We start from the raw sequence: 23,856 nt of genomic DNA on the forward strand, positions 1-23,856 counted from the left end.
ATGCTCTTCCGTCAGATCACGCACGACGATCTCGGCTGCGCGTCGTACCTCGTCGGCGACACGAAGGCCGGCGTGGCGTGCGTGGTCGACCCCAAGCTGGCGATCGAGGAGTACCTGGCGGTCAGCCGCTACATGGGCGTGCGCATCGAGCACATCCTCGAGACGCACAACCACGCCGACCACGTCTCCGGCCACGGCCGCCTCGCCGCGGCGACCGGCGCGACGATCCACGTCCATCGCCTCGCGGCGCCTGAGTACGACCACGAGCCGTTCGACGACGGGTGGGAGCTGGCGCTCGGCAGCGTGGTCGTCCGCGCGCTGCACACGCCCGGCCACCGCCCCGAGCACACCGCCTTCGCGCTGACCGACACCGCGCGCGGCCCCGAGCCGTGGGCCGTGCTGACCGGCGACTCGCTGTTCGTCGGCGACGTCGCGCGGCCCGACCTCGCCGTCGACAAGGAGGAGGGCGCGCGCGACATGCACCGGTCGCTGCGCGAGCTGCTGGCGCTGCCCGCGATGTGCGAGGTCTGGCCCGGCCACCTCGGCGGCTCGCTGTGCGGCGGCCCGGCGATGGACATGAAGATCTCGTCGACGATCGCCTTCGAGCTGGCCCACAACGCGCTCGTGGCCGAGGACGACCCGGAGGCGTTCGTGGCCCAGGCGATCTCCGCACTGGCGCCGCAGCCGCCGAACTTCCAGGCGATCGTCGCGCTCAACCGCGGCCCGCTGCATACCGGCCGGCCGCCGCTGGAGCCGCTGACGCCGCGCCAGGTCGCCGCCGAGCAGGCCGCCGGCGCGCTGGTCATCGACGTGCGCACCGACCTGCAGTTCGACGACGCCCACATCCCGGGCGCGATCTGCAACCCGGCGGTGCGCGCCGGCTTCGGCACGAAGCTCGCATGGGTCGCCGACCGCGACCGCGACGTGATCCTGGTCGGTCGCGACGACGAGGACGCGAAGGCCGCCGCGGCGCTGAGCGCCGCCGTCGGCATCGCGCGCATCGGCGGCTACCTGGCGGGCGGCATGACGAGCTGGCGCGAGGACCAGCGCCCGACGGCCTCGGTGCGCCGCGTCGACGTCGCGACGCTGCACGCGCAGGGCGGCGGGGCGCAGATCCTCGACGTGCGCGAGCGCCGCGAGTGGGACGCCGGGCACATCGCGGGCGCCGTTCACATGCCCTACCACGACATCGCGGGCGTGCCGGACGGGTTGGACCCCAACCAGCCGATCGCCGCGATCTGCGCGTCGGGCCAGCGCAGCGCGGTCGCCGCGTCGCTGCTGCTGCGGGCGGGCGCGACGCAAGTCCTCCATGTCGCCGGCGGCGGCGTCGGCACGTGGCCGGAGCCGCTCACGGCGACGCCGGCCCCGGAGCACGTCCCGGGACCGGCGTGAGCGGCAACCTCGGCTGAGGCCGTCGCGCTACTGGATCGGCGCGACGTCCCCGGTGGTCGACTCGGTCGTGTCGGCCGGGATGTGGGTCTGGCCGCCGCGGGCCGACTTCGGGCAGCCGCGCGGACGGCCCAGGTCGAACGGACCGGCGATGTACTGCTGGGCCTTGCCGGCGGAGACCGACGCGAACGTCACGACGAGCAGCGGGTCGACGCGCGGCTCCGCGCAGACGTCGCCGTCGACCGTGAACGTGGACTTCACGACGTGCCAGTTGCCGGTGACGGCGCCGGTGCAGTTGATGCCCCAGCCCGGCTGCTCGCCATTGCAGGAGAGCGCATCGGTGCCCAGCGGCTCGAGCGTCTTCGGGTCGGAGCCGAAGACCTCGGTCTCGAAGGCGGTGGCCTCCTTGTCGGGCACGATCGAGTAGCCCGTGATCGCCTGCGAGCAGGCGAAGGTGTAGGCCACCACGCCGCTGTCAGGATCGTCCGCGTCGGCCTTGCCCTTGTCGATGTGGCCCTTGCAGAGCGTGTTGTTGGGGTTCTGGTCAGCGACGGACTGCGGAGCCGAGTGGTTCAGCAGGATCGCGGCGGCGAGGGCGGCGGCGAGCACGACCAGGGCGAGACCAAGTCGCGACCGCAGGCGCGAGACGGCGACGTTCAACTTCAAGACCTCCATGTACAGGGTGATGCGGATCGGGCGAGGCTTCCGGGCCGACCGCAAGGTGGCCGCATCCTCCGCGCCAGCCGGTGTCCGCGGTGTGACCGCGAGGTTGCGCCGCCGTGAACGATTGGTGAACGAGGGTTAGCTTCCGGCATCTTCGGAGGGGTCCCAGGCCGCGTACACCTTCGGTCCGAAGGCCTTCAACTTGGTCTCCGCGGCGTAGCCGAGCGGGTCGAGGCCGAAGAGGTCCTCGATCGACTTCAGCAGCGCGAACGGGTCGTACGGCGCGTTCACGGTGGCGCCCGGCGTGACGAAGGGGGAGAGCAGGAGCGCGCCGACGCGGCCGCCGCCGGCCTCGGTGTCGTCCGGCGCGCCGGCGTCGAACGTGACGACGACCAGGCCGCCGTCGGCGTACGCCTTGGAGTCCAGGATTGCCGGCAGCGTCGTCTTCAGCCACGCGTCGGCGTCGGCCAGCGACGTCGACCCGTCGTGGGCGGGGCCGGGCAGGATGTAGGAGAACGTCGGCGCGCTGTCGGTGTCGGCGGCGTCGGTCGCCAGCGCGTCGAGCTCGGCAAGCGACGGGCCGCACTCGGCGACGCCCGTGATCGTCGTGAACCGGAGGAACGGGTTGCGCGGCGCCTGCTCCGGTGGCCGCGTGCAGGGGTCGTCGCCGGGCTGGAGGCCCGCGGTCGCGCCTTCGACGTAGGCCTTCCAGGTGCGGCCGAGGCCGGTGAGCTGGTCGGGGAGCGTCTGCGTCTGGTCGTCGAACGGGCCGGCGGCGTCCTTCTGGCCGCCGAGCAGCGCGACGCCGCCGGCCGCCGGGTCGTGGCCGGCCGCGTGGTACCAGGGCAGCAGCGTGCCCTTGTCGCGCAGCTCGCCGGCGAGGTACGGCGCGCCGCCGGCGGCGCCGGCGCCGAACGTCTCGGCGTAGGAGTGGCCGGTGAGCGCGACGACCCAGACGTGCTTGACGGCGGGAAGCCTGGGCGCGGGCGTGGCGGGCTCCTCCGCGGCGGGCGCGGGCGCGTCGTCGCTCGCCGGGGCCGGCACGGGCGCGGTCTCCGGCTCCGGCTCCGACTCCGGCTCCGACTCCGGCTGTGGCTCGGGCGCGGGGCTCTCCTCCTCGACCGGTGCAGCGGGCGCGGGGTCGGAGGCGGGCGCCTCCGGCTCCGGCGTCGGCGCGGGGACGACCGGCGCGGCCGCGAGCGGCACCGCCGCCGGGGCCTGGGCGACGATCGTCAGGCGCGACCGCGCGCCCGCGTCGGCGGCCGGCGCCCCCGGTCCGGCCGCGTCTCCGAGCACGACGCCGAACGCGAGGACCCCGAGGACGAGCGCCGCCGCGATGCGCGGCGACGGGAGCGCTGGACCGACCCCTTCATCTTGGTCGACCACCGAATGGTCGCCCACCACCATCGCCTTCCAGTCCAGCCGCGGCGGGCCGTTGCGGGTCCCGCACTCCAGGCAGTAGCGCTGGTCGGCGGCCAGGGGCGATCGGCAGGTTGCGCAGGGCATCGAGGGCGGCAGTCTCGTGCGCGCGGGATCGGACCAAAACCCCGGTTCACAACCCGTTCACGGGAAAGGCACCAGCGCTTCACAAGGCTCGCCTTCGCGAGGGTCAGTCTGCCGATCGCTTTCCCTCTCACCAAAGGAGCACACGAACATGACGACCCGCCTGCGCCGACTCGGCGTGTGCGCGGCGGCGGTCGGCGTCCTGGCCGCCGTCGTCCCCGGCACGGCCTCGGCCACGCCGGTGATCACGATGAGCGGCTCGACGTCGGTCGCCCCGCTCGCCACGCTGCTGGCCAAGCAGTACCTGAAGACCCACAAGGGCAAGGTGAAGTTCAAGCTGGCCCAGGGGGGCTCGGACGTGGGCGTCGCCGACGTGGCCGCGGGCCGCGTGACCATCGGCAACTCGTCGCGCGATCCGAAGTCCAGCGACCCGGGCGGCATCTTCTTCAACAAGATCGCCCGCGACGCGATCTGCCTGGCCACCAACCCCAAGAACCCGGTCGCGAACCTGTCGCAGTCGACGATCCAGGCGATCTTCTCCGGCGACATCCGCGACTGGAGCCAGGTCCCCGGCGCCACCGCCACGGGCACGATCGACCTCGTCGGCCGCACGGCCGCTTCCGGCACGCAGGACGCGTTCCAGAAGATCTTCATGGGGTCGAAGACCGTGACCTCGTCGATCGCGGCGAAGGCCTCGAACGGCCTCGTCCAGCAGGCCGTCCAGACCGACCCGAACGCCATCGGCTACGTGTCCCTGGACTTCATCGACGGCACGAGCCCCGCCGGCTACAACGGCGTGGCCTGCAACCTGCGCAACGCGAAGTCCGGTGAGTACGGCGGCGTGCGCAACTTCTGGATGGTCACCCGCGGCCGCGCCACCGGCGTCGTCGCCGCCTTCATCTCCTGGGTGCAGAACGACGCCAAGGCCCAGGCGATCGTCGGCAAGCACTGGGTGCCGCTGAAGTGATGCTCGCACGGCTGCGACAGCCGTGGTCCGACCGGCGCGCCGAGCTCACGCTCGGCGCGCTGGCGTGTGCCGTGCTGCTGGTCATCGTCCTGATGGTCGTCTTCGTCGCGAACGAGGCCTGGCCCACGTTCAAGCACAACGGCCTCGGCTGGCTGCTGCCCGGCGGCAACGTCGACGAGCAGATCGGCACGATGGTCAACGCCGGCGCCGAGCCGCCGGCGGCCGACTACCACCTGCGGGCGTGGCCGCTGATCTGGGGCACGGTCCTGACGACGGGGCTGGCCGTCGTCTTCGGCCTGGTCTTCGCGGTGCTCGCCTCGATCTTCATCGTGGAGTTCGCGCCCGACCGCCTGCGCGCGGTCATCGTCCCGGTCGTCCGCCTGTTGGCGGCGGTGCCGTCGGTGATCTACGGCCTGATCGGGATCCTCGTGCTGGTGCCGTTCGTGGGCAACCACATCATCTCGCAGCACGACAAGAAGTCGGTGGAGTTCATCGTGCAGCTGACCGGCGCGAGCCTGGCGGTCGCCGTGGTGATCCTCACCGTGATGATCGTCCCCATCATGATCGCGATCATCGTCGACGCGCTCTACGCCGTCCCGCGCGGCTGGAAGGAGGGCGCAGTCGCCCTCGGCGTCAACCGCTGGCGCGCGATGTGGACCGTGAGCGTCCGCGCGGCGCGGCCGGCGATCGTCGCCGCCGCCGTCCTGGCCTGCGCCCGCGCGCTGGGCGAGGCCATCATGTTGTCGATGGTGTCGGGGTCGGTCGGCTTCTCGCCCAACCCGTTCGACGGCCCGCGCCTGTTCCTGCTCGAGCCCCTGCGCCCGCTGGCGTCCACGATCGTCGAGGACGCTGAGTCGCTCCAGGCGCCGGCCGTGCGCTCCACCGTGTACGCCTTCGCGTTGTTGTTGCTGTTCTCGAGCCTGTTCCTGTCGTTGGCCGGGTTCCTGGCCAAACAGCCGATGAAGAAGTACGGAGTCCGCATCTGATGGCCGCCACGCATCCCGGCGTCGTGCGCAAGCGCGCCAAGCCGGAGTCGATCGCGACCTGGCGCTGGGGCGACCGCCTCGCCTACGTCGCGTGCTGGGCCGCCGGCCTGTCGCTGTGCCTGATCGCGCTGCTCATCGTCGGCTACATGGCGGTCAAGGGCGTGCAGTACCTCAAGCCCGCGCTGCTGTGGTCGCACCCGTCCGGCGAGGTCGACCAGTCCCAGTCCGGCGGCTTCCTGGACCCGATCCTCGGCACGATCGTCCTCACGGTCATCGGGATCTGCATCGCGACGCCGCTGGCGGTCGCGACCGCGTTCTGGGTCGTCGAGTACGGCCGGCCCAAGGGCCTGGCGCGTGCGGTCGAGTCCGGCATCGAGGTCGTCGCCGGCACGCCGGACATCGTCCTCGCGATCTTCGGGCTGGCGCTGTTCCAGCACGGCCTGTTCGGCTGGATGTCGTTCACGGCCGAGGGCGGCGCGGTCTTCGGCCGCTCGTTCCTGACCGCCGGCGCGATGATGTCGCTGATCGCGCTGCCGATGGTCTTCGGGGCGACGCGCGAGGGCCTTCAGTCGATCCCGCGCCACGTGCGCGAGGCGTCCTACGGCCTGGGCAAGACGAAGATCGCGACGATCCGCCGCGTCCTGCTGCCGGCCGTGCGGCCGAACATCTCGACCGGCGCCGCGCTCGGCATGGGGCGCATCGCCGGCGACACGGCCATCGTCGTGATCCTGCTCGGCGCCACGCTGCGCCTGGAGGGCGAGGGCTCGATCCCCGGCGTCGACGTGCTCAAGGGCACCGGCTCGACGCTGACCAGTTACGTGTACAACAACTCACCCGCCGGCGAGGGCGCCGCGCCGGAGAAGGCCTACGCCGCCGCGTTCGTCCTGCTGCTGCTGGTGGTGGCGCTGAACTTCGCCGTCGACCTCCTCGCGCGCCGCGGCGCGAAGACGGGGCTCGAAGGCACCCGCCTGGGGACCGGCAAGTGATCATCGACGAGGAGACCAAGGACGTGTCCATCCCGACGGGCGACCCGCGGGCCGAGGGCGCCGCGCTGCCCGAGCGCGCCGCGCCGGTCGTCCCGCCGATCCGCAAGATCGTCGTCGACCGGCACCCGACGGTCGCGCCGGCCGCGGCGGTCACGACGCACCCCGGCGGCTACGCCGGCGTCGGACCGAGCGCAGCGCGCGGCGAGCCCGGACCGGAGCGCATGGCGCTCCAGGGGCTGTCGGTGTTCTACGGCGACAACGAGGCGGTCAAGCAGGTGTCGCTCTCGATCCGGCTGGGCGAGGTCCTGGCCTTGATCGGGCCGTCGGGCTGCGGCAAGACGACGCTGCTGCGGACGCTGAACCGCCTGACCGAGCTGACGCCCGGCGCCGCGCGCGGCGGCACGATCCTGCTCGACGGCATCGACGTCGACGCGCTGGAGGTCACCACGCTGCGCCGCCGCGTGGCGATGGTCTTCCAGCAGCCCAACCCGTTCCCGATGTCGATCTTCGACAACGTGGCCTACGCGCTGCGCGAGCAGTCGCGCAAGCGGCCGGGCCGGCGCGTCGTCGAGCCGCTGGTCGAGGACGCGCTGCGCCGCGCCGGCCTGTGGGACGAGGTCAAGGACAAGCTCGACGCGCCCGCGCTGCGCCTGTCCGGCGGCCAGCAGCAGCGCCTGTGCATCGCGCGCGCCATCGCGACGCGGCCCGAGGTCCTGCTGATGGACGAGCCGTGCTCGGCGCTGGATCCGCGCTCGACCGCGGTCATCGAGCAGCTGATCGGCGAGCTGCGCACCGACCTGGCCATCGTGATCGTCACCCACAACATGCAGCAGGCCCGGCGCGTGGGGGACAAGGTCGCGTTCATGTACCTGGGCGACCTGGTGGAGTACGGCCCGGCCGAGCAGATCTTCGACGCGCCGCAGGCGCAGCGCACGCGCGACTACGTGCGCGGGGCGTTCGGGTGATCCGTGTTGTCTCGTCGTGCGCGGTGCTCGGCACGGCGACGGTCGTGCTGACCGGCTGCCTCGGCGTCGAGACGACGCCGGAGAAGAGCGCCGCGAAGGCGGCGAAGGCCGCCAACACCGTCGCCCATCAGAAGGGCGTCACGGTCGGCAAGGCCAACGCCTCGATCAAGGTGGAGGACGCGGTCGTCGTCCAGGATCCCAACGGCGTCGCGGCCGTCGTGCGCGTCAAGAACACCGGCCCCACGCAGGCGTCGCTGCCGGTGGGCATCACCGTCACCGACGCCAGGGGAAGGAAGCTGTACGCCAACGACGTCCCCGGCCTCGACCCGTCGCTGACCTCGCTGCCGGTGCTCGCGGCCGGCGAGGAGGTCGACTGGGTCAACAACCAGATCCTGGTCGCCGGCCGGGCGGCGAAGGTCGCGGCGGTCGTCGGCGCGGCCAAGGGCAACGCGCCGGGCGCGCTGCCCAAGATCGCGCTGGCCGGCATCGCCGCCGGCCAGGACGAGGACGGCTTCTACGCGAAGGGGACGATCCGCAACGAGTCCTCTGTCGCGCAGCAGCGCATCGTGATCACCTGCGTCGCGCGCGACGGCGACCGGGTGACCGCCGCGGGTCGCGCGGTCATCGACCGCCTCGAGCCCGCCAAGGACCTCAAGAAGCCCACGACCTTCACCGTCTTCTTCATCGGCGACCCGAAGCAGGCCAGGCTGGCCTGCGCCGCGCCGCCGACCGTCCTCGAGGAAGGAGGAGCCAAGTGACCCCTGACGTGCACCGACCGCAGCTCGGTCAACCGGACGCGCCGTGCCGCACCTGCGGCGCGCCGCTGGCCGCCGACCAGCGCTACTGCCTGCAGTGCGGCAACCGCCGCGCCGAGGCGCGCCTGCCGTTCCTGGACATCCTGGCCTCGCAGGTGCCGCACGCCTCGGCGGCCGCTGCCGCGCAGGCCACGACCAAGACCACGTCGCGCGGCGTCTTCGGCCGCATGAGCACGAACGCGGCGGCCGTCGCCGGCGTCGCGTGCCTCGTCCTCGCGCTCGGCGTCGGCGTCCTGATCGGCGGCATCGGCCACGACGACACCGCCGGCGCCGCGCCCCAGATCATCACCGTCGGCGGCGCGGCACCGGCCGCGGCGGTGGCGCCCGCGGCGACCAGCGTCGCGCCCGCGCCGACCGCGACGACGCCGGACGCCAAGACGACGACGACGCCGAAGGCCGCGAAGAAGGACAAGCCCGCGCGCGCCAGCAAGACCACCAACAACGACGTCAAGGACCTCGACAAGACCTCCGGCACCGACTACTCCAAGAAGTCGGCGAAGCTCCCCAAGCAGCTCGGCACCGGCGGGAAGGCGCCGCCGAAGGACACGAGCGGCACGAAGATCGGCGGCGGCAGCGACGTCGAGGAACTCGGATAGGACGACATGAGCACCCCGGACATCCACGCCGAGCTGCACCGCCGGCGCTACGAGCTGGCCGAGAAGGTCGCGACCCTGCACTGGGACCTCGGCGGCCTGACCTACGAGATGGCGATCCGCGACCACTTCCGTCTCGACGTCCTGGTTCGCAAGGCGGCCGAGCTGCAGGAGGCCGACGCCGAGCTCGGCGAGGTCGAGCGCCTCGTCGCCGACGCCGACCACGGCGTCGGCGGCCAGTGCCGCGCCTGCGGCGCCGTGCACTCCCGCGGCGCCGCCTACTGCTGGCGCTGCGGCCAGCCGCTCATGCTCCAGGCGCAGTCGACCCTCGTCGGCGCCGCGGTCGTGCCGCCACCGCCGAACGCGGCCGATCCGGATCGCTTCGGGCTCCAACAGGGAGCCCGGAGCAACCCGGGCTAAGGGCGGCCGTGCACGGCGAGCGTCTGGTTGGCGTAGGCCTTGTCGCCGGTGACCTCGCGGCCTGCCCAGGGCGGCGGCGCGAAGCGCTCGGAGGCCGCCTCGTCGGCGAACTCGACCTCGAGCGTGACGAGGCCGTCGAGCGCGTCCTCGTAGAGGTCGAGCTCGAAGACGACGCCGGGCGCGTCCTCGCGCGTGTGACGGACCTTGACCAGCCGGCGGCCCTCCGTCAGCGGCCACAGCCGGTCGAACGCGCCGTCCTCCAACGCCATCTCTTCCTCGACGCGTGACAGCGCGGGGGAGGACTTCACGGTCAGCCGCGCCGCGTCGCCGTCGAAGCGGCGGACGCGCACCTCGACGTCGTCGGTGATCGCGAGGTAGCCCTGCTCCAGGCGCGACGACGGCCACCGCTCCAGCGTCGACGGCAGCGTCCGGACCAACCACTTGCGCTCGATCTCCGCCATGCGCCGGAGTCTCGCCGATCCGGCGGGCTCAGCGGCGGTTCTTGCGCTTCAGCGAGATGCCCTCGAGCACGTGGGCGACCTTCTCGCAGGCGTCCACGCTCTGCTCGAGCGTCTCGAAGATGTCCTTCCAGCGGATCACGACCATCGGGTCGATGCCGTTGGCGAAGAGCGACGCGACCGCGTCGCGGCTCAGGCGGTCGCCCTCGTTCTCCAGGCGGTGGATCTCGACCAGGTGCGGCGCGATCTCGGCGCCGGAGCGCAGGCAGCGCAAGGCCTGGGCGACCTGCTCGCCCGCGCCGACGAGGACGTCGGCAATCAGGTTCGCCTGCTCCATCGGCGCCTCGACGGCGTACAGCGACAGCTCGTCGGCGGCCTGCTCGGCGTAGTCGACGATGTCGTCCAGCGCGGTCGCCAGCACGTGGCCGTCGGCGGGATCGAGCGGCGGCTTGCCGCGGCCGCCGCCGTTGAGGCGATGGATGATGTCGTGCGTGATCCGGTCCCCCTCCTGCTCGGAGAGCAGCAGGTCGCGGGCCAGGTCGGAGCGCTCCGGGTACTCCAGGAACAGGTCGCGCAGGAGCAGCGTCGCGCGCTGGACGTTGCGGCCGGACTCCTCGATCAAGTCGAGGACCATCGTGTCGGTCGTGCGGAACAGCGCCATCCCTCACCGACCTTAACCGCGTTCGCGCCCTGCGCCCCGCGCCTTCACAGGTCGTTTACATGGGGTTCACCGGACGGTCACCGGCGCGGCGCTCCCGCGCGGAAGCCTGATCGCGATGGAGGCTGCGCAGTCAGACGATGTGCTGTTCGCCGGAGAGCTGGAGATCCGGCCGGGCGACGGGCTGGTGCTCGCCGCCGGGCGTGCGCTCACGCTCTCGGTCCGGGAGTTCGGGTTGCTGGTCGCCCTCGTGCGGCGCTCGGGGCGCATCGTGTCCCGCGGCGACTTGTACACGTTGGTGTGGCACGCGGAGCTGCGTGACGGCGATCGCTCGATCGACGTGTACGTGCACAAGCTGCGCGTGAAGCTCGAGACGGCCCTGCCGTCGTGGGCGTTCATCCACACCCATGTCGGCTTCGGCTACCGGTTCTCACCCGAAGCTTCACACGTCTTTCACAACTCGACCACACCGCGATAACAGGATGTGGTCGTTGCCGCTTCACCCTGCCGGGCGACAACGAATCTAGGAGCAACCGTGAAGTCCCGAATCCTTCCCGCCGCGTTCGCGGCCGCCGCTCTGGCCACCGGCCTCGCGGCCTGCGGCAGCAGCGACGACGACAGCTCGACCAACAGCTCGGCCTCGGGCTCGGACGCCCAGGCGGCGGTCACCGCGACGCTCAACGGCGCGGGGTCGACGTTCGCCGCCCCGATCTACCAGCAGGTCGGGTCCGACCTGAAGGGCAAGGGACTGACGATCAACTACCAGGGCGTGGGCTCGGGCGCCGGCGTGTCGCAGTTCGCGGCCGGCACGGTCGACTTCGCGGGCTCCGACCCGGCGCTGACCGACGACGACACGGCCAGCATCAAGAAGGGCGAGCCGGTCCAGATCCCATTTGCGCTCGGCGCGATCACGGCGTCCTACAAGCTCGGCGGCGTCGACTCCGGGCTGAAGCTCGACGGCTCGACGCTCGCGAACATCTACCTCGGGAAGATCACCTCCTGGGACGACGCCGCGATCAAGGGCCAGAACCCGGACGTGCAGCTGCCGTCGACGAAGATCACCGTCGTCCACCGCTCGGACTCCTCGGGCACGACGAAGGGCTTCACGCAGTTCCTGGCCAACTACTCGCCGGCGTGGAAGAGCGGCCCGGGTGTCGACAAGGACATCAAGTGGCCGACCGGCACCGGCGCCAAGGGCAACGACGGCGTCGCCGCCGCAGTCAAGCAGACCGACGGCGCCATCGGCTACGTCGAGCAGGCCTACGCCCTGCAGAACGGCTTCACCTTCGCCGACGTCAAGAACAAGTCGGGCAAGTACATCGCCCCGACGCTGGAGTCGACCTCGGCCGCCGCCGAGGGCATCGAGATCCCGGCCGACCTCGGCGTCTCGACGATCGACGCGCCCGGCGCGAGCGCCTACCCGATCGTCTCCCAGACGTTCGCGATCGCCTACAAGGACGCCTGCAAGGCCGGGCTGGACAAGAACAAGGCCACGGGCCTGAAGACGTTCTTCAACTACCTCATCAACGACGGCCAGGACACCATCAAGAAGCTGTCCTACGCGCCGATCCCCGACAGCCTCAAGACCAAGGACCAGGCGGCCGTCGACGCGATGCAGTGCAACGGCGCCGCGATCACGAGCTGATGACGCAGACGGAGAAGATGACGGTTGTCGAAGTGATCGCCGAGATCGGGAGCTGATGACGCGGACGGAGAAGATGACGGTTGTCGAAGTGATCGCCGAGATCGGGAGCTGATGACGCAGACGGAGAAGATGACGGTTGTCGAAGCGATCGCCGAGATCGGGAGCTGATGGCGACCGCCACCCCTGACGTCAGCACCGGCGGCCGCTCCATCCTGGAGCGGTCGCCGTCGGCGCGTCGCGCGGATCCGATCTTCCGCGGGACGCTGATGACGCTCGCCGCGTTGATCCTGGCGCTGATCGCGTTCTTCTTCGTCTACCTCATCAACAAGGCGCAGCCGGCGCTCAGCCACCAGGGCGTCTTCTCGTTCCTGTTCACGAACGACTGGAACCCGTCCAAGGCGATCTACGGCGCGTGGCCGCTGGTCGTCGGGACGCTCGTCACCGCGGCCATCGCGCTGGTCATCGGCGTGCCGATCGCCGTGGCGACCGCGCTGTTCATCACCGAGCTGGCGCCGCGCCGCGTGCGCTCGCCGCTGGTCATCCTGGTGGAGCTGCTCGCCGCGGTCCCGTCGGTCGTCTACGGCCTGTGGGGGATCTTCGTCCTGATCCCGAAGCTCAAGCCGGCCGAGCAGTGGTTCGCGGACACCTTCAGCTTCCTGCCGTTCATCGGCGGCAACGTCGCCGGCCCCAACTACTTCGTCGCCGGCCTGATCCTGGCGATCATGATCCTGCCGATCGTCTCCGCGATCTCGCGCGAGGTGATCTCGACGGTGCCGTCCGATCTCAAGGAGGCGTCGCTCGCGCTGGGCGCGACGCGCTGGGAGATGATCCGGATGGCCGTGCTGCCGTACTCGCGCTCGGGCATCACCGGCGCCGCGATGCTCGGCCTGGGCCGCGCCATCGGCGAGACGATCGCGGTGACGCTGGTCATCGGCAACTCGCCGACCATCGGCAAGCAGATCTTCGACCAGGGCTACACCCTGGCCGCGGTCATCGCCAACGAGTTCGGCGAGGCCGCCAACGACAAGGTCCACGCGGGCGCGCTGTTCGCCGCGGGCCTCGTGCTGTTCGTCCTGACGCTGCTGATCAACGCCTTGGCGCGCGGGCTCGTCCGCCGCGCCGAGAAGTCGGCCCGCCCACCCACCAAGGTCAAGGCCGTGCCCGGGGGTGTCGCATGAGCGCCGTCAGCGCGCTGGGCCCGCTCAACGGGCGGCGCAAGGCCACCGACAAGATCATGCGCGGGGTGCTGGCGGTCGGCACGGTCATCGCGCTGATCCCGCTCGTGCTGGTCATCTACTACCTGCTGAGCAAGGGCCTCGGCGCGTGGTCGCTCGACTTCTTCACCAAGGATCCGACCGGCAACTTCCTCGGCGACCAGGGCGGCGTGAAGAGCGCGCTGCTCGGGACGATCGAGATGGTGGCGTTGGCCTCGCTCATCGCGATCCCGGTCGGGTGGGGCGTCGCGCTCTACCTGGTGGAGTACGGCCGGACCGGGCGCTTCGCCGCGACCGTCCGCTACTTCGTCGACGTCATGACCGGCGTGCCGTCGATCGTCTTCGGCCTCTTCATCTACGTGACGCTCGTGCTCAGCGGCTGGGGCGGATCGTCCTTCGCCGGTTGGAAGGGCTCCGTCGCCCTGGCGCTGCTGATGCTGCCGGTCGTCACCCGCTCGGCGGAAGTGGTCCTCCTGCTCGTGCCCGACCCGCTGCGCGAGGCCGCGCTGGCGCTGGGCACCCCGCGCTGGCGCGTGACGCTGAAGATCGTCCTGCCGACTGCGCTGCCCGGCCTGGTCACCGGCTCCCTGCTGGCCGTCGCGCGCGCCGCGGGGGAGACCGCGCCGCTGCTGTTCACGGCGACGATCGTCAACGGCACCACGTTCAACCTGAGCGACCGCATGAACTCGCTCCCGGTCCAGATCTACACGGACGTGGGATCGCCCAACGACCAGCTCGTCCAGCGCGCGTGGGGCGCGGCGCTCGCGCTCGTGACCCTGATCCTCCTCACGACCCTCATCGCGCGGCTCGTGTCGCGCAGGAGCCGACTCTGATGAGCGACACGACCCCGGAAACGACCACCATGACCGACGACGCTCGCACCTCCTCCGATGGGTCAGCCGGCGCGCCGCGCGCGCCGCTCCCCTCGCGCGGAGGGGCGACGGTCGCGGCGGCCCGGCCCGCGGCCACGGTCGCGCAGGCGGCCCCGGGCATCTCGGTGACGTCGCTGCAGGCCTTCTACGGCGCGGCGCACGCGATCAAGGACGTGTCCATCGAGTACGCGCCCAACCGCGTGACCGCGATGATCGGGCCGTCGGGCTCGGGCAAGTCCACCGTGTTGCGCTGCCTGAACCGCATGCACGAGGAGATCCCGGGCGCGCGCGCCGAGGGCACGGTCATGCTCGACGCCGACGACATCTACGGGCCGTCGGTCGACGTCGTCGCGGTGCGCCGGGCGGTCGGCATGGTCTTCCAGAAGCCCAACCCGTTCCCCACCATGTCGATCTTCGACAACGTCGCGGCCGGGCTCAAGCTCAACGGCATCAAGGGCGTCGACCTCAAGGAGCGCGTCGAGCAGTCGCTGCGCGGCGCCTCGCTGTGGGAGGAGGTCAAGGACCGCCTGAGCGAGCCCGGGATCGGGCTGTCGGGCGGCCAGCAGCAGCGCCTGTGCATCGCGCGGACGATCGCCGTCCAGCCGCAGGTCATCCTGATGGACGAGCCGTGCTCCGCGCTGGACCCGATCGCGACGCTGAAGATCGAGGAGCTGATCGAGGACCTCAAGCAGCGCTTCACGATCATCATCGTCACGCACAACATGCAGCAGGCCGCGCGCGTGGCCGACACGACGGCCTTCTTCCTGGCCGGCGAGCTGATCGAGCACGCGCCGACCGACCAGGTGTTCACCAACCCTTCCGACTCCCGGACCGAGGAGTACGTCACCGGGAAGTTCGGCTGATGGCCGGCCCCGGAGCGACCCGCCAGCACTTCGCCGACGAGCTGCGGCGCGTCGAGGCCCAGGGCCTCGGCGGCCTCGACCTCGTCGTCGGGCAGATGGACAAGGTGCTCGAGGCGCTGGAGCACCAGGACGTCGAGCTCGCCGCGATGGTCATCGGCAACGACGACTTAATCGACGGGCGCTACCTCGAGGTCCATCAGGAGCTGCTGTCGCTGTTCGCGCTCCAGGCCCCGGTCGCCGGTGACCTGCGGGTCGTGGCGGCGCTGCTGCACGTCATGAAGAACATCGAGCGCATGGGCGACCAGTGCGTGAACATCGCCAAGACGATCCCGCTGACGGGCCACGAGCCGCCGGTCCGCGAGGAGGTCCTGGAGCGCATCCTGAAGATGGGGCGCATGGCCCGGACCGAGGTCACGCAGTGCAAGGCGGCGTTCGCGAGCCGCGACGTCGACCTCGCCGAGGACCTGGTCCGCCAGGACCGCGAGATCAACCTGCTCAACCGCGAGATCTTCCAGCTCGCGATCGACGTGGGCACGGACTCGGACACGCGCGAGTGGGCGATGCACATGGTGATGGTCGCCCGCGCGATCGAGCGGATCGGCGACAACGCCGTGGACGTGGGGGAGCAGACCGCGTTCGTGGTGACGGGGCTGTTCCGGGAGTTCTCGGACTCCTCGCACCCGCGGCCGCTCGTGTGATCCGCGACGAGCGCCTGTCCGGCTTGTGAAAATGTCGTGACCCTGGGCTGGATTTCCGGGCCAGCCGTCGAGGAGTGCGTCTAGACTGCCGGTCGAGATGACGACGGAACGAGGCACGTCGGCTCAGCCCCTGCGGCTGGCCGTGATCGACACCGACTCGGGCTTCCTCCAGGTTCTGGACAAGCGGCTCGAGCGCCTTGGCTGGGAGCATCGGACGCTGGCCTCCGCCGTTCCGGTCGACACCATCGTGGCGATGCGCCTGAGCGCCCTGGTCGTGGACCTGGCGACGCTCGGCCCGTCGGGCTGGGACTACCTGCACCGCGTCTGCTCGGAGCTGCCGGGCCTGGGCGTGGTCGTCTGCACGGGGCAGTCGACGGTCGCCCAGCGCGTCCGCGGGCTGCGGCTCGGCGCCGACGACTGGCTGTCGAAGCCGTGCCATCCGGAGGAGCTGATCGCGCGGGTCGAGGCGGTCGTGCGCCGGCGCAGGCGGTCGGACGCGCGCTCTGAGCGCCGGCCGGTGGCCGCCGGGGAGCTGGAGATCCGGTCGGATCGCTTCCAGGCGTTCGTCGACGGTCGCTCGGTCGATCTGACGCGCCGCGAGTTCGAGCTGATCGAGCTGCTGGCCGGGTCCGAGGGCCGGGTCCTCGAGCGCGAGGAGATCTACCAGCGCGTGTGGGGCTACGCGATGGCGCGTGGCGATCGCAGCGTGGACGTGTTCGTGCGCAAGCTGCGCCAGAAGCTGGAGCGGGCGTCGCCGGAGTGGCGCTACATCCACACGCACTTCGGCGTCGGCTACCGCTTCGCGGCCGAGCCGGTCGAGGGCAGCGAGATCGCCGGGCGCGAGGCCGCCGCGGCGGTCGCCGAGCCCGCCGACGGTCCCGCGCCCGCGACGCTGCTGGGCATGGACGACGACGCCGGGCTCGCCGCCGAGCTGCGCGCGCTGACGTCCTAGCGCAGCGAGTACTCTTGGCGGCGTCGTGAACAAGACGCTGCGCAACGTCCTGATCATCGTCGCGGCCGCCGCGGCGGTCGCGTTCCTGCCGGGCGGCGGAGACACCGCCCAGCTGATCTCCGCCCTGCTGGGCATCGGGATCACCGTCATCTTCGTCCTGCTCGGGATCCGCTTCTACCGCGAGAACCGCGTGGCGATCTTCTCCCTGGGCGACAAGCACCGCGGACTCCTGTACGGGGCCCTGGGCGCGATCGTCCTGGCCCTGGCGGGCCGCGCGAAGCTGCTCGACACCGGCCTCGGCTCGCTCGTGTTCGTGTTGCTGCTGGCCGGCGCGATCGGCGCGCTGTACGCGGTGTGGCAGCACCACCGGGCGTACGGGTACTGACGCGGGGCGGCGCTGGTCGTCGCGATTGAGGCGGGCGGGCAGTCTTGCGAGGCTGCGCGATGGCCTTCTGATGTTCCGTGGGCCACCGCCGCGGGACCTCGGCCCCGTTTGCTCTGGACCGCTTCGCGTTGACGGTCCGACCGCTCGAACCTGTCGACTGAGTTTCCCACACCGCTATAGGTTCTTGATATATGGTGCGCACCGCGTATGGCCGCGGGGGCAGAGACATCATCGAACACGTCAAGAATGGTCAGATGCCGTGAGCGTGCCTGACTGGACCCCTCCTCCCGCCCCTGATTGGGATCAGATCCATGCCGGCCTAAAGGACGCGATTGGCGAGGCGTTCGAGGCAGTCGTTGAGTGGGAGTGGCAGCCGGTTGACGTTTCGCTGGACGAGCCACATCCGTTCGCTTCCGAGCGGCTTGGCCGATCTCCGGCTCCGGTCCGCCAGGGCTGGAAGCCGCGCAATCAGACCAGCGCAGTCAGATGCGGGTGGGACGAGGCAGGCCGGTTGCGCGTTGCTCGTCGTTTCGTCGACGGCAAGCGCGACGTCGTTCCCTCCGACGACAAGATCTTGACCTTTCACTTCTGTGAGGCCGGAGACCATCTCGACGTCTATCGGATGCCTCGTCCGGACGGTACCGTTCCCGAAGAGCTACGCACGCTGGTTCGGCGCTCGGTGGACGGCGGGCGGCTATGCGGCCTGACGACGTGGTGGCCGGAGCGCTTCTCGAGCCAGCCGTTGTGGGTTCGTGAGTGCTACGAGTACAACCCCGATGGGTCGGTTGACACCGTCGTCGCTCAGCGCGACCTCGGTGGCGATCATCTGGGTGTAGTCCGGCATGGCGAACCCCAGCGTCGCGTGATTCGCATGGAGGGGGTGCGGGACGCCACCGGCGGCTTGATCTCGCTTCACCGGCAGGAATTCTCTGAAAGCGGCGAGCCCTCAACCGGGCGCGAACTCCTTTGGCAACGTACAGACGCGGACGAGTTGCGCGCAGCCGAGCAGGTGATAGTCGAGCAACTTCCCGAGGCAATCCGGGCGTGGGTCGAGCGCTCAGCGCCAGATGAGCCGGCGTACTGCCTCTGTGTGCTGTACGGCAGCACCTGGGGTCCCTCCCTCGGCATCGGCACGACAGCCGAGCTTCAAGGTTGGGGCGAAGCGAGTGCATCCGATCGAATGGACCGGATGTGGAATCCGGCTGAGTTTCGGTGCTTCGACCCGGAGCCAATGGAGCTCAACACCGGCGCGTTGGCGGATGCCTATCGAGTGACCGCCCGCAGTTGGGGTTCGAGGACACCTGAGAAGATTCGCGCGGCGTGCCTTAGTGTTGCGAGATATCTCCGCGAACTGACGTTGCCCTTATCGTCCGCCAAATCGTTTGTTGTCTATGCCACTGATCTCGAGCTCGTCGATCTTGACGCGAACTTCCGTAAGCTCGGCGCGACGGGCGTGCGGCGGGTCATCGAGAAGTAGCCTGCGTTTCCAATCTCGGTGATCCGATTTTGGCCGGCATCTCCGGATCGTCGGGCCTCCCTGACGAGGACCATGGGTCGCCGACTTGCTATTGATGCTGCGGCGCGCTCATTGGTGGGTGTCTCATAATCGCCGCCTGCTCGCATGCTCCGTGGTTCTCAGTGCACATGTTCGTGGCTACGGGTGATCTCGGTGGGCAGGGTCACGGAAGCCTGGCGACACTGGCGTGCGCGCTGATTGGGCTCGTGCTGGCCTTGATAAGGCGACGGTTCGTTGCACCGGTGATGGTCATCGCGCTGGCAGCAGCGCTGGCATCTGCTTACCAAACGCCGGGAACGGTGGCCAGCAGTCACGGTGGTCAGGTCGATGTGGCCTGGGGTGCGATGGGTGGTCATCGCAGCAGCGGCTCTCACGATGGGCCCCGCGTTCGCGCTGTGACGGAGCTGGCGCAGCTGGAGCCCGCGTGCACCCTGATCGCCGAGCTCGAGTGGGTCGTCGAGGTGCTCGACCGCGGTGGCGTCGTCCCGGTGCCGGTCGCGCGTATGCTCATCGAGGTCGCCGACGAGCCGGAGCGGCTCGGGCGGTTCGCGACCGCGGTGCGGCCGAGCCAGCTCGACGAGCTGTTGGATGGTCTTGCCGCAGGGGCACCGGCTGAGGTCGATCGGGCGCGTGCACGGGCGGTCGCGCAGGAGCTGCATGACGTCGCCGACGAGCCTGTCGCCGCGCTGGCGGCGGACGCGCGCTTACGTCTGGACGCGGTGTGCTCGGCGCTCGTGGCGGCGATGGGTCACGAGCCACCGACCGCGCCGGACGACACGAGCGAGGTCGAGCTCGTCGTGGTCCTAGCGCCCGGGATGGGTGTCGACGAGGCGCAGCGACTGGCGGATGCGGTAGAGGCGCATCTTGGACCCACCGGCGAGCTCGTCGGATACGAGTTCCATGCCGAGTCCCGTCGGCTGGTGCTGTCCGTCGGCGGGGTTGCAGAGGACACGCTGAAGGCAGCGGTGCTGCCACTGCTCGCCCACGCAGGTGACGGTCAAGGCTGACCCGAGATCTAGGCGCGCCTTAATGGCGGTGCGCGCCTCCGCTGATTCGTTGCAATTGCGCGTAGAGCGGTAACGGGCTCGGGCGCGAGCCTTCGCGCCCATGTGGACGGCGACGGCGCGCGGAGAAGATGGGCAGGCCACGGTCGAGTTGGTGGCCTTGCTGCCGGCGCTGGTCGCGATCGCGCTGCTGGGGTGGCAGGCGCTGGTGGCCGGAGAGGCGTGGTGGTTGGCGGGCGCGGCCGCGCGGGACGCGGCGCGGGCGCAGGCGCTGGGGACGGATCCGGCGAGTGCGGCGCGCTCGGTGCTGCCGGAAGGTCTGCGCTCGGGCCTGCGCGTGTCGGATGCCGACCCGGGCGTGGTCGTGCGCGTGCAGATCCCGGCGGTCTTCGCGGGCTTGCGGTTCGGCTCCGTGACGGCGCGCGCGTCGATGGAGCGGCAGTCGTGATCCGCGAGGACCGCGGGCAGTCGTCGATCGAGCTGGTGGGCATGGTTCCGCTCGTGGTCGTGGTGGTCCTCGTGGCCGCGCAGTTCCTGGCCGCGGGTGCGGCCCGCACCGTCGCCTCGTCGGCGGCGGAGGCGGGCGCGATGGCGATCGTCCAGGGCGGCGATCCTGCGGCGGCGGCGAGCGCCGCGGTTCCCGGCTGGACCCACGCCCGCCTCGCGGTCCGCGTCACCGGGCGTCACGTGCGCGTCCGCGCGACGCCGGCGACCGTGCTCCCGCTGCTGCCCGGGACGCTCGCCTCGACGGCCACCGCCGACGCGGGGCCGGCGTCGTGAGCGCCGTGGTGCTCGCGCGCCTGCGCGACCTGTTCGTCGCGCCGACCGCCGACCTGCCGGCGACGCAGGTGGCCGAGCGGGCGGTGCCGTCGACGCTGGCCGTGCTGGCGGCGGGCGCGGACGGGGCGGTGGCGGGCTCCGCGCTGGCGCTCGCGGCGGCCGCGGCGCTGCGGGCGCGCTGCGCGGTGGTGTGCGTCTGGTCGGGGGCGACGACGCCGCCGCGCCCAGGGCTCGCGTCCGCGGCGACGCGTCGGACCGCCGATCGCCTCGGTGCGCGCGGGCTCGTCGTCGCCGCGCGGGGCCGGCTGGTCACCGTCGCGCTCCCCGCCGCGGACGGCGAGGCGCGCGCCGCGGCCGAGCGGGCGCTGGCGGCCGCCGGCGACGCGCCGGTCGTGATCGTCATCGCGGGTGCGCGGCCACCGGCGCTCGACCCGTTGCTCGCCGCAGTCGACCGCATCGTGATCGTGCCCCCGCCCGACGCGCCGTCCGGCCTCGAGGCGCTCGCGGTCGACGCCGCCGCCCACCTGGGCCGCTCGACCGCGATCCTGCGACTGCCCCGCACCGGCACGACCGCCAACCACCTCCTCGCCGGCACCGGCCTGGTCCTCGGGCCGTCGCTGCGCGCCGCCGCGACCTCGGCGCTGGAGGGCGGCCATGGCTGAGCGCGGGGACGACGGCCAGGCGATGGTCGTGTTGTTGGGGGTGATGGTGCTCGTCATCGTCCTGGCCTCGCTGCTCGGCGCGTTCGCGGCGGGGATCGGCGCGCATCAGGAGCGGCGGGGCGCGGCGGATCTCGCGGCGCTCGCCGGCGCCGAGGCGATGCGCGTCGCGCAGCCGCGGCTGTTCGAGCCGGCGCGGCTCGACGACGGCGTGGTCAACCCGCGGCATCTCGAACGGGCGGCGTACCTCGCGCTGGCGCGGAGGATCGCGGTCGTCACGGCGCGGCGGAACGGCGCGCGCACCATCGCCGTCGCGTTCCCCGACGCGTCCGCGCTCGCTCCGACACGGATCGCCGTGACGATCCGCGACCCGCTCCACGTTGCAGGAAGGACCCTCACAACTCCGGCGCGCGCCGTCGCCGAGATCACGCCGGTCACGCTGCCCACGGCCGGCGGCGACCTCGGCGGCGAGTACCGCGGTCCGCTCGCCCAGCGCCAGGGCAAGCGGATGCGGCCGGACGTCGCGCTCGCGTTCGACAGGATGAGCGCCGCCGCCCGCGCCGACGGCGTCGGCCTCATCGTCACCAGCGCGTTCCGGACCAACGCCGAGCAGGCCGCGCTCTTCGCCGCCCATCCGGACCCGAAGTGGGTCGCGCCGCCCGGCCAGTCGCTGCACCGGCTGGGAACGGAGCTCGACCTGGGTCCGGACGGCGCCTACGGCTGGCTGGCCGCGCACGCGAAGCGCTTCGGCTTCGTCCAGCGGTACGCGTGGGAGCCGTGGCACTACGGCTACGTCCGCGCGGCCGGCTCGCGCAGCGTCGGCTACGGGCCGGGCGACGGCCGCAGCGGCCTGCCCGCGTTCGTCCCCGCGCGCTGGGCGCCGGCGATCTCGCGCGCGTCGCAGCGCTGGAACGTCGGCGCCGCGCTCCTAGCCGCCCAGCTGTTCCAGGAGTCGCACTTCAACCCCTTCGCGATCTCACCCGCCGGCGCCCAGGGCATCGCCCAGTTCATGCCCGGCACCGCCAAGGACTACAACTTGTCCGACCCTTTCGACGGCACCGCCGCGATCCTCGCCCAGGCCCACCTCATGCACGACCTGCTCGCCCAGTTCGGCTCGGTCCCCCTCGCCCTCGCCGCCTACAACGCCGGCCCCATCCCGGTATCCCGCTGCGGCTGCATCCCGCCGATCCCCGAGACGGTCGAGTATGTCGCCACCATCCTCGGCCTCCTCGGCGGCGCCGGCGACCCGGCGGCGACGGGGACCGGCCTGAAGGTGCGGCTGGTCGCGTGACGCGCCCGGCGCGCCCCGCCCGCCCGGCAGAACTCAACATCTCCTAACGTGTAGCCCACGTGCCCTCGGGTACGAGAACGGACAGCGGCTGATCGCGTGACGGCGCCCGGCGTCTGCCCAGAGCGTTCTTCGCCGCTTCTCAAGTTCGTGACCGACCGTCTGCACATGCCCACGGCCGAGCCGACCACCGCCCGCGCCGCCCGCGCGCAGCATGCCGCTGCCCCCGCGCGCCATCACGGCGTCGCAAACGACGCCGCGCCCGCCGGCGCCACCGAGGACCCCGCGGTCGCGCCCGCCGGCACGACCGAGGACCCCGCGGTCGCGCCCGCCGGCGTCACCGAGGAGCCCGCGGTCCCGCCCGCCGCCGGCGGCGGCGCCGCGCCCCGCCAGCGCCTGGACTCCCTCGACGGGATCCGCGGCCTCGCCGCGCTCGGCGTCCTGGTCCTCCACGTGTGGATGTTCAGCTACGGCGACAGCCACCGGCCGCCGAAGGGCCTGCTCGACTTCACGCTCGGCGAGCTGCGCCTCGGCGTCCAGGTGTTCTTCGTCCTCTCGGGCTTCCTGATCTTCCGCCCGTTCGTCGCCGCCGCCCTCGACGGCGCCCGACGCGGCCCGAGCCTGGCGCGTTACGCGATCCGCCGCGCCGCGCGGATCCTGCCCGGCTACTGGGTGGCGCTGATCGCGTCGTTCTTCCTGCTGCGCCACCTCGACCATCCGATGCAGATCGACCCGGCGCTCCTGCCGGTCTTCCTCGTCTTCGCCCAGAACCACTTCGAGGAGACGATCAGGCACCTGGACCCGCCGATGTGGACGCTCGCGATCGAGGTGTCGTTCTACGCGACGCTCCCGCTCGCCGGCCTCGCGGCGCTCAAGCTGGGTGCCCATCGCGTGCGCCTCCTCGCGCTCACGCTGACGATCGTCGCCGCGGGGGTCGTCTCCACCATCCTGGCCTACACCCACCACTGGCCGCAGACGCTGAGCACCTCGCTGCTCCCGCACCTCGTCGAGTTCGGCGCCGGCATGACCGTCGCGGTCCTGCTCCACGGCCGCCGGCTCAGCGCGCGCCAGGCCGCGCCGCTCGTCCTGGCCGGCCTCGCCGTCGTCGTCGCCAACTCGTGGTGGCACGCGACCGGCGTCAGCACGAAGGAGATCCGCAGCCTCGTCGGCGACGCGCCGGGCATCGCCGGCATCGCGATGGTCATCGCGACGCTCGTCGCCGGTCCGTGGCGCGCGACGCTCCTCGCGCGGGGCCCCGCGAAGTGGCTCGGCACGATCTCCTACGGCGTCTACCTCTTCCACTTCCCGGTGATCGTCGGCCTCCGCATGACCGGCCACTGGCCCGAGGGCGACGTCCTGGGCCGCCAGCTGCTGACCGTCATGGCCATCACGCTGCCGGCCGCGACGCTCAGCTGGTTCCTGGTGGAGAAGCCGGCGATCGCCTGGGCGCGCCGCGTGACCGGCGGCGGCCGCCGGCGCGCCGCCCGGGCGCCGCAGCCGCAGCCCAAGCGCCAGCGCACCGGCGAGTCGCCCGCGCTGCGCCCGCAGCCCGCGGGCGCCGACACCTACAACTAACT

At 71.7% G+C, this 23,856-nt stretch carries 27 protein-coding genes; 23 read left to right on the forward strand and 4 right to left on the reverse strand.

The window, feature by feature from the left end:
* Entirely contained in the window at positions 1-1,392 is a 1,392-nt protein-coding gene (locus DSM104299_RS07925) for an MBL fold metallo-hydrolase (protein WP_272476754.1), read from the forward strand.
* Between the two features lie 27 nt (positions 1,393-1,419).
* Here the strand turns inward: DSM104299_RS07925 and DSM104299_RS07930 are convergent, their stop codons facing one another.
* Together DSM104299_RS07930 and DSM104299_RS07935 are read right to left on the reverse strand one after the other, a co-directional pair.
* Positions 1,420-2,064, reverse strand: a complete 645-nt coding sequence (locus DSM104299_RS07930) for a hypothetical protein (protein WP_272476755.1) — start codon at positions 2,062-2,064, stop codon at positions 1,420-1,422.
* A gap of 126 nt (positions 2,065-2,190) precedes the next feature.
* Entirely contained in the window at positions 2,191-3,558 is a 1,368-nt protein-coding gene (locus tag DSM104299_RS07935; protein WP_272476756.1) for an alkaline phosphatase family protein, read from the reverse strand.
* A 148-nt stretch (positions 3,559-3,706) separates the two neighbouring features.
* Between DSM104299_RS07935 and DSM104299_RS07940 the strand changes: the two genes are divergently transcribed.
* The 7 genes from DSM104299_RS07940 to DSM104299_RS07970 are packed head-to-tail and all read left to right on the forward strand — an operon-like array spanning position 3,707 to position 9,287.
* Entirely contained in the window at positions 3,707-4,522 is an 816-nt protein-coding gene (locus DSM104299_RS07940) for a phosphate ABC transporter substrate-binding protein (RefSeq protein ID WP_272476757.1), read from the forward strand.
* Positions 4,522-5,508: a phosphate ABC transporter permease subunit PstC gene (gene pstC / locus DSM104299_RS07945; protein WP_272476758.1), complete on the forward strand. Its 987-nt coding sequence runs from the start codon at positions 4,522-4,524 to the stop codon at positions 5,506-5,508. Before DSM104299_RS07940 ends, pstC (DSM104299_RS07945) begins: the two co-directional genes overlap by 1 nt.
* Positions 5,508-6,494 (forward strand): PstC family ABC transporter permease, encoded by a 987-nt coding sequence (locus DSM104299_RS07950; RefSeq protein ID WP_272476759.1) that lies wholly within the window; start codon positions 5,508-5,510, stop codon positions 6,492-6,494. Before pstC (DSM104299_RS07945) ends, DSM104299_RS07950 begins: the two co-directional genes overlap by 1 nt.
* Positions 6,491-7,459, forward strand: a complete 969-nt coding sequence (locus tag DSM104299_RS07955) for a phosphate ABC transporter ATP-binding protein (RefSeq protein ID WP_272476760.1) — start codon at positions 6,491-6,493, stop codon at positions 7,457-7,459. The genes DSM104299_RS07950 and DSM104299_RS07955 overlap by 4 nt, the downstream gene beginning before the upstream one ends.
* Positions 7,460-7,482: 23 nt before the next feature.
* A complete protein-coding gene (locus DSM104299_RS07960) occupies positions 7,483-8,217 on the forward strand; it encodes a hypothetical protein (RefSeq protein ID WP_272476761.1) in 735 nt (244 codons plus the stop codon).
* Complete coding sequence (locus tag DSM104299_RS07965) at positions 8,214-8,870, forward strand: hypothetical protein (protein WP_272476762.1); 657 nt, start codon at positions 8,214-8,216, stop codon at positions 8,868-8,870. Before DSM104299_RS07960 ends, DSM104299_RS07965 begins: the two co-directional genes overlap by 4 nt.
* A 6-nt stretch (positions 8,871-8,876) precedes the next feature.
* Positions 8,877-9,287, forward strand: coding sequence for a hypothetical protein (locus DSM104299_RS07970; protein WP_272476763.1), 411 nt, complete (start codon positions 8,877-8,879; stop codon positions 9,285-9,287).
* Here DSM104299_RS07970 and DSM104299_RS07975 read toward each other — a convergent pair.
* Positions 9,284-9,748 carry a CYTH domain-containing protein gene (locus DSM104299_RS07975; protein ID WP_272476764.1) on the reverse strand — a complete coding sequence of 155 codons (465 nt, stop codon included), beginning with the start codon at positions 9,746-9,748 and terminating at the stop codon, positions 9,284-9,286. The two genes, DSM104299_RS07970 and DSM104299_RS07975, sit on opposite strands and share 4 nt — an antisense overlap.
* A 28-nt stretch (positions 9,749-9,776) precedes the next feature.
* Entirely contained in the window at positions 9,777-10,406 is a 630-nt protein-coding gene (locus DSM104299_RS07980; RefSeq protein WP_272476765.1) for a DUF47 domain-containing protein, read from the reverse strand.
* A 115-nt stretch (positions 10,407-10,521) separates the two neighbouring features.
* On the opposite strand from DSM104299_RS07980, the gene DSM104299_RS07985 reads away from it, so the two are divergent.
* From DSM104299_RS07985 to DSM104299_RS08055, 15 genes are all read left to right on the forward strand, one after another.
* Positions 10,522-10,881, forward strand: a complete 360-nt coding sequence (locus DSM104299_RS07985; RefSeq protein WP_272476766.1) for a winged helix-turn-helix domain-containing protein — start codon at positions 10,522-10,524, stop codon at positions 10,879-10,881.
* 57 nt (positions 10,882-10,938) lie between these two features.
* Positions 10,939-12,048: a phosphate ABC transporter substrate-binding protein PstS gene (gene pstS / locus DSM104299_RS07990; RefSeq protein WP_272476767.1), complete on the forward strand. Its 1,110-nt coding sequence runs from the start codon at positions 10,939-10,941 to the stop codon at positions 12,046-12,048.
* 167 nt (positions 12,049-12,215) lie between these two features.
* Positions 12,216-13,226 carry a phosphate ABC transporter permease subunit PstC gene (gene pstC / locus DSM104299_RS07995; protein WP_272476768.1) on the forward strand — a complete coding sequence of 337 codons (1,011 nt, stop codon included), beginning with the start codon at positions 12,216-12,218 and terminating at the stop codon, positions 13,224-13,226.
* On the forward strand, positions 13,223-14,095 hold the full coding sequence (gene pstA, locus DSM104299_RS08000) for a phosphate ABC transporter permease PstA (RefSeq protein ID WP_272476769.1): 873 nt from the start codon (positions 13,223-13,225) through the stop codon (positions 14,093-14,095). Before pstC (DSM104299_RS07995) ends, pstA begins: the two co-directional genes overlap by 4 nt.
* Positions 14,092-14,997: a phosphate ABC transporter ATP-binding protein PstB gene (pstB, locus tag DSM104299_RS08005; RefSeq protein ID WP_432419775.1), complete on the forward strand. Its 906-nt coding sequence runs from the start codon at positions 14,092-14,094 to the stop codon at positions 14,995-14,997. Before pstA ends, pstB begins: the two co-directional genes overlap by 4 nt.
* Entirely contained in the window at positions 14,997-15,695 is a 699-nt protein-coding gene (gene phoU, locus DSM104299_RS08010) for a phosphate signaling complex protein PhoU (RefSeq protein ID WP_272476771.1), read from the forward strand. Before pstB ends, phoU begins: the two co-directional genes overlap by 1 nt.
* A 97-nt stretch (positions 15,696-15,792) precedes the next feature.
* Positions 15,793-16,647 carry a response regulator transcription factor gene (locus DSM104299_RS08015; protein WP_272476772.1) on the forward strand — a complete coding sequence of 285 codons (855 nt, stop codon included), beginning with the start codon at positions 15,793-15,795 and terminating at the stop codon, positions 16,645-16,647.
* 25 nt (positions 16,648-16,672) lie between these two features.
* Complete coding sequence (locus DSM104299_RS08020) at positions 16,673-17,032, forward strand: hypothetical protein (RefSeq protein WP_272476773.1); 360 nt, start codon at positions 16,673-16,675, stop codon at positions 17,030-17,032.
* A gap of 259 nt (positions 17,033-17,291) precedes the next feature.
* Positions 17,292-18,509: a hypothetical protein gene (locus DSM104299_RS08025; protein ID WP_272476774.1), complete on the forward strand. Its 1,218-nt coding sequence runs from the start codon at positions 17,292-17,294 to the stop codon at positions 18,507-18,509.
* A gap of 284 nt (positions 18,510-18,793) precedes the next feature.
* Entirely contained in the window at positions 18,794-19,555 is a 762-nt protein-coding gene (locus DSM104299_RS08030) for a hypothetical protein (protein WP_272476775.1), read from the forward strand.
* A 100-nt stretch (positions 19,556-19,655) separates the two neighbouring features.
* Positions 19,656-20,000, forward strand: a complete 345-nt coding sequence (locus DSM104299_RS08035; RefSeq protein WP_272476776.1) for a hypothetical protein — start codon at positions 19,656-19,658, stop codon at positions 19,998-20,000.
* Positions 19,997-20,332 (forward strand): hypothetical protein, encoded by a 336-nt coding sequence (locus DSM104299_RS08040; protein ID WP_272476777.1) that lies wholly within the window; start codon positions 19,997-19,999, stop codon positions 20,330-20,332. Before DSM104299_RS08035 ends, DSM104299_RS08040 begins: the two co-directional genes overlap by 4 nt.
* Positions 20,329-20,994 carry a hypothetical protein gene (locus tag DSM104299_RS08045; protein WP_272476778.1) on the forward strand — a complete coding sequence of 222 codons (666 nt, stop codon included), beginning with the start codon at positions 20,329-20,331 and terminating at the stop codon, positions 20,992-20,994. The genes DSM104299_RS08040 and DSM104299_RS08045 overlap by 4 nt, the downstream gene beginning before the upstream one ends.
* Complete coding sequence (locus tag DSM104299_RS08050; protein ID WP_272476779.1) at positions 20,987-22,282, forward strand: transglycosylase SLT domain-containing protein; 1,296 nt, start codon at positions 20,987-20,989, stop codon at positions 22,280-22,282. The genes DSM104299_RS08045 and DSM104299_RS08050 overlap by 8 nt, the downstream gene beginning before the upstream one ends.
* A 165-nt stretch (positions 22,283-22,447) precedes the next feature.
* Complete coding sequence (locus tag DSM104299_RS08055) at positions 22,448-23,854, forward strand: acyltransferase family protein (RefSeq protein WP_272476780.1); 1,407 nt, start codon at positions 22,448-22,450, stop codon at positions 23,852-23,854.
* The last annotated feature ends 2 nt before the right edge of the window (positions 23,855-23,856 follow it).

It is taken from the genome of Baekduia alba (assembly GCF_028416635.1).
In the GTDB taxonomy this organism is placed as follows: domain Bacteria; phylum Actinomycetota; class Thermoleophilia; order Solirubrobacterales; family Solirubrobacteraceae; genus Baekduia; species Baekduia alba.

What these genes read in the sequence shown, in the direction of transcription:
- DSM104299_RS07925 (WP_272476754.1), top strand. Translation starts at nt 1, where the DNA reads ATGCTCTTCCGTCAGATCACGCACGACGATCTCGGCTGCGCGTCGTAC.
- DSM104299_RS07930 (WP_272476755.1), bottom strand. Translation starts at nt 2,064, where the DNA reads ATGGAGGTCTTGAAGTTGAACGTCGCCGTCTCGCGCCTGCGGTCGCGA.
- DSM104299_RS07935 (WP_272476756.1), bottom strand. Translation starts at nt 3,558, where the DNA reads ATGCCCTGCGCAACCTGCCGATCGCCCCTGGCCGCCGACCAGCGCTAC.
- DSM104299_RS07940 (WP_272476757.1), top strand. Translation starts at nt 3,707, where the DNA reads ATGACGACCCGCCTGCGCCGACTCGGCGTGTGCGCGGCGGCGGTCGGC.
- pstC (WP_272476758.1), top strand. Translation starts at nt 4,522, where the DNA reads ATGCTCGCACGGCTGCGACAGCCGTGGTCCGACCGGCGCGCCGAGCTC.
- DSM104299_RS07950 (WP_272476759.1), top strand. Translation starts at nt 5,508, where the DNA reads ATGGCCGCCACGCATCCCGGCGTCGTGCGCAAGCGCGCCAAGCCGGAG.
- DSM104299_RS07970 (WP_272476763.1), top strand. Translation starts at nt 8,877, where the DNA reads ATGAGCACCCCGGACATCCACGCCGAGCTGCACCGCCGGCGCTACGAG.
- DSM104299_RS07975 (WP_272476764.1), bottom strand. Translation starts at nt 9,748, where the DNA reads ATGGCGGAGATCGAGCGCAAGTGGTTGGTCCGGACGCTGCCGTCGACG.
- DSM104299_RS07980 (WP_272476765.1), bottom strand. Translation starts at nt 10,406, where the DNA reads ATGGCGCTGTTCCGCACGACCGACACGATGGTCCTCGACTTGATCGAG.
- DSM104299_RS07985 (WP_272476766.1), top strand. Translation starts at nt 10,522, where the DNA reads ATGGAGGCTGCGCAGTCAGACGATGTGCTGTTCGCCGGAGAGCTGGAG.
- pstC (WP_272476768.1), top strand. Translation starts at nt 12,216, where the DNA reads ATGGCGACCGCCACCCCTGACGTCAGCACCGGCGGCCGCTCCATCCTG.
- pstA (WP_272476769.1), top strand. Translation starts at nt 13,223, where the DNA reads ATGAGCGCCGTCAGCGCGCTGGGCCCGCTCAACGGGCGGCGCAAGGCC.
- phoU (WP_272476771.1), top strand. Translation starts at nt 14,997, where the DNA reads ATGGCCGGCCCCGGAGCGACCCGCCAGCACTTCGCCGACGAGCTGCGG.
- DSM104299_RS08015 (WP_272476772.1), top strand. Translation starts at nt 15,793, where the DNA reads ATGACGACGGAACGAGGCACGTCGGCTCAGCCCCTGCGGCTGGCCGTG.
- DSM104299_RS08030 (WP_272476775.1), top strand. Translation starts at nt 18,794, where the DNA reads ATGGTCATCGCGCTGGCAGCAGCGCTGGCATCTGCTTACCAAACGCCG.
- DSM104299_RS08035 (WP_272476776.1), top strand. Translation starts at nt 19,656, where the DNA reads ATGTGGACGGCGACGGCGCGCGGAGAAGATGGGCAGGCCACGGTCGAG.
- DSM104299_RS08050 (WP_272476779.1), top strand. Translation starts at nt 20,987, where the DNA reads ATGGCTGAGCGCGGGGACGACGGCCAGGCGATGGTCGTGTTGTTGGGG.
- DSM104299_RS08055 (WP_272476780.1), top strand. Translation starts at nt 22,448, where the DNA reads ATGCCCACGGCCGAGCCGACCACCGCCCGCGCCGCCCGCGCGCAGCAT.